The organism is Nonlabens sp. (assembly GCF_047636915.1).
Classification (GTDB): domain Bacteria; phylum Bacteroidota; class Bacteroidia; order Flavobacteriales; family Flavobacteriaceae; genus Nonlabens.
Map to the genome: position 1 here is coordinate 1 of NZ_JBLIGN010000128.1, position 5,498 is coordinate 5,498.

Sequence of the window (5,498 nt, forward strand, 5' to 3'; positions counted from 1 at the left end):
TGGAGTGGTCTCTCCTGAATTGGCATCCAAAAGATGTAAATAACCAGCTTGTTCGTACACGATCTGATTATGGTCTGTGTCTAAGTTTTTTACATCAAACTTTTTGTGAAAAGTAATTTGTTTTTCTTCTTTGGATTTGGTGTTGTAGGACCAGATGTTACTGGTATAATCCCGCTCAGAAATGTAATAAATAACCTCTTTATGCCATACCGGGGTCAGGTGACGTTCCCGATCTAACTGAGGGGTGGTTTGCAATTCTTTAGTCTTTAAATCTACGATCCAAATAGGAAGTGCCTGCCCGCCGCGGTAGTTGCGCCATTCTGAATCCCATGAGGTGATAGGAGTATAGGCTAGGTAGTTCCCATCGCTAGACATATTCCCAAAAGCAGCTCTACCTATATCTATTTTTACAGGAAAATGCTCCTCAAGACCTATGGTAAATAAATGATTGGATTGAGTAGGTTTTGATTCCCGATCAGATCTAAAAATGATTTTGTTGTTAGGAGTCCATCCTTGGACAAAGTCTCCACTGGGATGAAACGTAATTCGCTTTGGTTCACCGCCCGAAGATGGAATGACATAAACATCCATATTTCCATCGTACTCTGCGGTAAAAGCGATCATGCTTCCATCTGGCGAAAACTGAGGAGTCATTTCGTAGCCTATATCGCTGGTAAGTCTTATAGCATTACCTCCGGAGGTACTGGCTTTCCAAAGATCATTTGCATAAGAAAAAACAACTTGGTCGTTATGGATAGTGGGTTGTCTTAGGAGCTGAGTTCCTTGACTTGTGGCAAGAACTCCAGAAAGTGCCAGAAAAATACAGAGTAAATTTTTCATAGTTGATGTATTGCGATAGCAAGATATAACATTTATATATGTGTTGTATTCGGTCTTTTATTTGGTCTAAAAAATATAAGTGGGTGCGCAAGACATGAAATGGGAAAGCTACATTTCCAATAAGGCTATTGTTCAAACCAAGCTATAGTGCTATGGATTTATTATCTGTAGAGGAGCCAGCTCCATTAAAAGGAATTTATTAATACTCCGCGAGCATAGACTTCTTAGAATTCCATCGCTACAGCATTTGCATCAAATATAAAAATTATAAAAGGCTGATTTTTTTTTTTAAAGGAGAGAGACATTCGTAAATTTATAATCTGATAAAATGATCCATAAAGGAACCAGTATGGAGTTCTTATCGCTTGTGAAAACTGCAATAGAAATTGTTCTTTGCGAGTTGTAAAATGAGAAGAAAGCAATGATTAAAAATGTAACTCCAAAACAAAGAAATGAAGCCTAAAAAATGGATAGCAGTGATCCTACTAGTGGTGACTCTTTTAGTGACGGTAACTATAATAATGACGGAGCGTTATTCTTATCATAACAGTCCGCGGCAACCTGTAAACACTGATTCATACCAACGAATTAATAAATTCCAAATTCACGGAATAGATATAAGTCATCATCAAGGAGTTATTGATTGGGAACAGGTAAAACATCCCGATACTACTCAAAGGCTTAATTTTGCTTTTATAAGAGCTACAGTAGGAACCGATAAGGATAAAAGGTTTCAAGATAATTGGAATGGTGCTGGAGGTAACGGATTCTCTAGAGGAGCCTATCATTACTACTGGAGTGACGTGAATAGCTCTATTCAGGCAGCTCATTTTATCCAAACAGTGTCCTTAGTAAAAGGGGATCTTCCACCAGTACTTGATATTGAGGATATTTCAAACATTCAAAATAAAAAATCTTTAAGAAAAGGACTTAAAAACTGGATCAAAATCATTGAAGCTCATTATGGTGTAAAGCCCATCATTTATAGTGGGGAAGCCTTTTATACTGACGTTTTAAAAACAGATTCTTATTTTGAAGAGTACCCCAGAATATGGATAGCAAATTATAATGTAGTGGATTCACCTCGCATTTCTTGGAATTTCTGGCAGTATACGGATCGCTTGCCTATACCCGGAGTTCCCACTTTAGTGGATGGTAATGTGTTCAAAGGATCTCAAGTTGATTTTGAAAAACTATGGATGCCTTAATTTTTTCAGTTGATAAATGGATCACTCCATTTAACCTTGGTATAGATCTCGTTACCGGTTAAGGTTTTTAAAAAGTTGGCTAGTGCTTCTTTATCTGTATTGGAAAGATTTAATTGTTGTCCAATAGGACCATTGGCTCCTCGCCCTTGAAATAATAAAGGATCTACGAACTGCTGGTCAGTCATATCAATATCATTATAGTGTTCTATCATTTCCAACAATGTGGTAAAAGAGCCATTGTGCATAAGAGGTCCATTGAGATTGCCATCAGGATTTATCAGATCTCGCAAACTAGGCGATCTTGTGTTGTTATGATCATAAACAGTAGGGTTTGCAATAGTAGCGATGACACCATTATTACGAATGTTGTCTCTTATAGCAAATTCTGGTGCTGCATGGCAGCTCACACAACCTGCGCCACCATTCTGAGGAGCTGTACTAAATAAGAATTTGCCACGGTTTTCTGACATATTGTAATTGGGAAAAGGGACCTCTAGATTTCCAGTGGCTATGAGACCTTCATCATATTTAGAATCAAAAGACTGAATACTAAGAACAAACTGTGACAGGGTTTCTTGTAAACGTTCCTCTGTGATTAATGCATCACCATAAACATGATTAAAAAGTACTTGATAGTAATCAATTTGCGATAATTTTATTAATAAATCATCGAAGGTAGGAGCTTCTTGTTGACCACTAAAGCCCATTTCTATATGATCTCGTATAGGCTGTGTTACTTGTGCTTCTAATGAGTTGACTCTTTCATCCCAGAAAAAGGTTGTTCCAGTTTTGAATCCCGTATTTACTAACCTCATGCTGTGTCTACTGGTAACTCCATTAATTCCTACACTAGCAAGGCCGGTATCACTAAAGGCATTTTCTTGTTGATGACAACTGGCACAGGAAATAGAATTGTCTACAGATAATTGCTTGTCATAAAATAAAATACGTCCTAAAACAGCCTTTTTATCATCTATTGCGTTCCCAGATAGCGCAAACCTTATATATGAAGGCACCTCTGTATTTTGATAGGCTGCAGTCACCTCTAGATTGATGTTAGTTCCAAACGCACTTTCTAAAATAGCCTGATCTGTAAGTATGTAATCTTCTTCAGGGCTTTGACATGAGAAAGTTAAAACGACCATTAAGATGAGGAAAATAAACGAAAACTTCATGGATATCTTTATGTTAAGACCCTCATAAAGACAATAGGTTTAATTACATAATAAGAAAAAATAAAAAAATGACTTTATCTCTTACGACTAAGTCATTTTTCACATATAAAAACCAATATTTTTAAATCGCTGTTACCAGCAATCCATCTACCATTTCTGTCGTTTTCTTTGCATTTCCACAAATTACTTTGCTGTCATTAGAACGTATAATCTGAAGGTTTTTAATTTCAGTATCTCCAGTATCTACCGTAGCGCCTTGTTTTGCAATTACTAGCATTTTATCTTGATAGTTAAATTTTGATAAAGTAACCCTGCTGCTTCCTTTTACAGCAAGTGCTTTTATATCATTTGTATAAATGCGAATTCTAAGATCTGAAACACTTTTTTTAGGATTTTGAATGATCACTAAAGAGTTATCTATAGAAGTTACTGTAAAATCGTTTAGTTCTTCAGAGTCTTTATTAAAGATGACCTGACTCTTGTTGGAATAGACTATTTCTACCTGTGCATCGGTATCAATTTTTATTTTTGAGAAGTCTTCCATTTTTTGAATAGTTTGCGCATTTCCTATTCCCGCAAAAAAGATTACTGATAATAATAGTAGCTGTTTCATAGCTTAAAGTTTAAGTGTTTAGTTATTTAATTAGTAGACTGCCAATTAAATATTTTGTTACAGCTCGTAAAATTATTGAGTTGATTATAAAGTAAAATGGGATTGTTTTGCAGCAAAAATAATTTTGAATCTAACTGTTTAATAGGCTTTTAAAAAGCTCGTTAAAAAATGTTAAATTGACACAGCTTTTTAATTTGAAAAGAGGTGTTGGAGGAATTATAAGGTTCAGAATAGCGTTTTGTGGAATTTAACCACCTATTAAATTACACGAGGTCTCAAGTATTAAAAGATTTAAATACCATTCATTTAACTTTCAAATGACACCTAAAATCTACTTTTTTTTGCTCCTACTTTAACTCAGCTCTACCCAGTCAGCTTGGTTCGTTTATTCAAGATATGGTTTTAGGTATACTTAAAGCATTTAGGTTTTCGGAGAATTTAGCGGATTTATTATTCGATTTTCTCTGTGTTCAATTGGAAAACGGCTGGTAGTTACTGATGCCGTTTAAAACTTTACCTCGATTAAGAAAAAGTAAAACTCTGAAATTTCACAAAAAAAGCACACCTATGCAACTTATTATAGGAGCAAGCTATAAGTTATGTAAATAATACGTCAAGTCTTTATAACGACATTGCAATTTTAGTTGGTATTAGATATATACGGCTGTAAGGAATAAAAAAAGCGCTGCTGTTTTAGCAAACAGCAGCGCTCATACCCAATGTATTATATACAGTTTAAAAAGAAGTAATTGTTTTTCTTATCGCAACTAAGCGAGTCATTAAACCTTCTAAATATTGTAGGTCTAGCATATTTGCGCCATCACTTTTTGCATTTGCTGGGTCAAAGTGTGTTTCTATAAACAAACCATCTACATGGTTTACAATTCCAGCTCGAGCAATTGTTTCAATCATATCAGGTCGGCCACCAGTTACACCACTGGTCTGGTTGGGTTGCTGTAAGCTATGCGTTACATCAAGTACCGTAGGAGCAAATTCTCTCATAGTAGGAATTCCTCTAAAATCTACAATCATATCTTGATAACCGAACATTGTACCGCGATCGGTGATCCATGCCTTATCACTTCCTGAATCTTTGACTTTCTGTACGGCATGCTGCATCGCTTCTGGCGACATGAACTGGCCTTTTTTAAGGTTGACCACTTTTCCAGTTTGTGCTGCGGCAACAACAAGGTCAGTTTGTCTCACAAGAAAAGCAGGAATTTGCAGTACATCCACGTATTCTGCTGCCATAGCTGCATCACTTACTTCGTGTATGTCTGTTACTGTAGGAATATCAAAAGTTTCAGATACTTTACGCAATATTTTCAAAGCTTTTTCATTTCCTATTCCAGTAAAACTATCGATACGGCTGCGATTTGCTTTTTTAAAGCTTCCTTTAAAAATGAAAGGTATTTTTAAATGATCTGTAATTTGAACGACTCTTTCGGCGATACGCAAAGCCATATCTTCACTTTCTATGGCACAAGGGCCAGCGAGGAGAAAAAAATTATCGGAGTCTGTATGTTTAAGTCTCGGTATATTATGAAGTGGCATAAAATGCTTTTTTAATTTGTTTTTACTATAATTTATGTACTGCTTTATTCCTGTTTATGAGTGCTACTTGATCCATTATATATAAGGGTAAAGCCCTTTTATGTAAGA

At 35.7% G+C, this 5,498-nt stretch carries 4 protein-coding genes and 1 pseudogene; 1 reads left to right on the plus strand and 4 read right to left on the minus strand.

The features are described from left to right. Positions 1-840 (minus strand): annotated as a pseudogene (locus tag ACJAT0_RS12455) (protease); the annotation flags it as partial. A 452-nt stretch (positions 841-1,292) separates the two neighbouring features. Between ACJAT0_RS12455 and ACJAT0_RS12460 the strand changes: the two are divergent. After that, entirely contained in the window at positions 1,293-2,048 is a 756-nt protein-coding gene (locus ACJAT0_RS12460; RefSeq protein WP_415181915.1) for a glycoside hydrolase family 25 protein, read from the plus strand. Positions 2,049-2,053: 5 nt separating this feature from the next. On the opposite strand, the gene ACJAT0_RS12465 is transcribed toward ACJAT0_RS12460, so the two are convergent. From ACJAT0_RS12465 to kdsA, 3 genes are all read right to left on the minus strand, one after another. Continuing rightward, on the minus strand, positions 2,054-3,223 hold the full coding sequence (locus ACJAT0_RS12465; protein ID WP_415181916.1) for a cytochrome-c peroxidase: 1,170 nt from the start codon (positions 3,221-3,223) through the stop codon (positions 2,054-2,056). A 121-nt stretch (positions 3,224-3,344) separates the two neighbouring features. Further along, positions 3,345-3,836, minus strand: a complete 492-nt coding sequence (locus ACJAT0_RS12470; RefSeq protein ID WP_415181917.1) for a GIN domain-containing protein — start codon at positions 3,834-3,836, stop codon at positions 3,345-3,347. Between the two features lie 735 nt (positions 3,837-4,571). After that, positions 4,572-5,390, minus strand: a complete 819-nt coding sequence (kdsA, locus tag ACJAT0_RS12475; RefSeq protein ID WP_374004136.1) for a 3-deoxy-8-phosphooctulonate synthase — start codon at positions 5,388-5,390, stop codon at positions 4,572-4,574. Positions 5,391-5,498 lie beyond the last annotated feature (108 nt).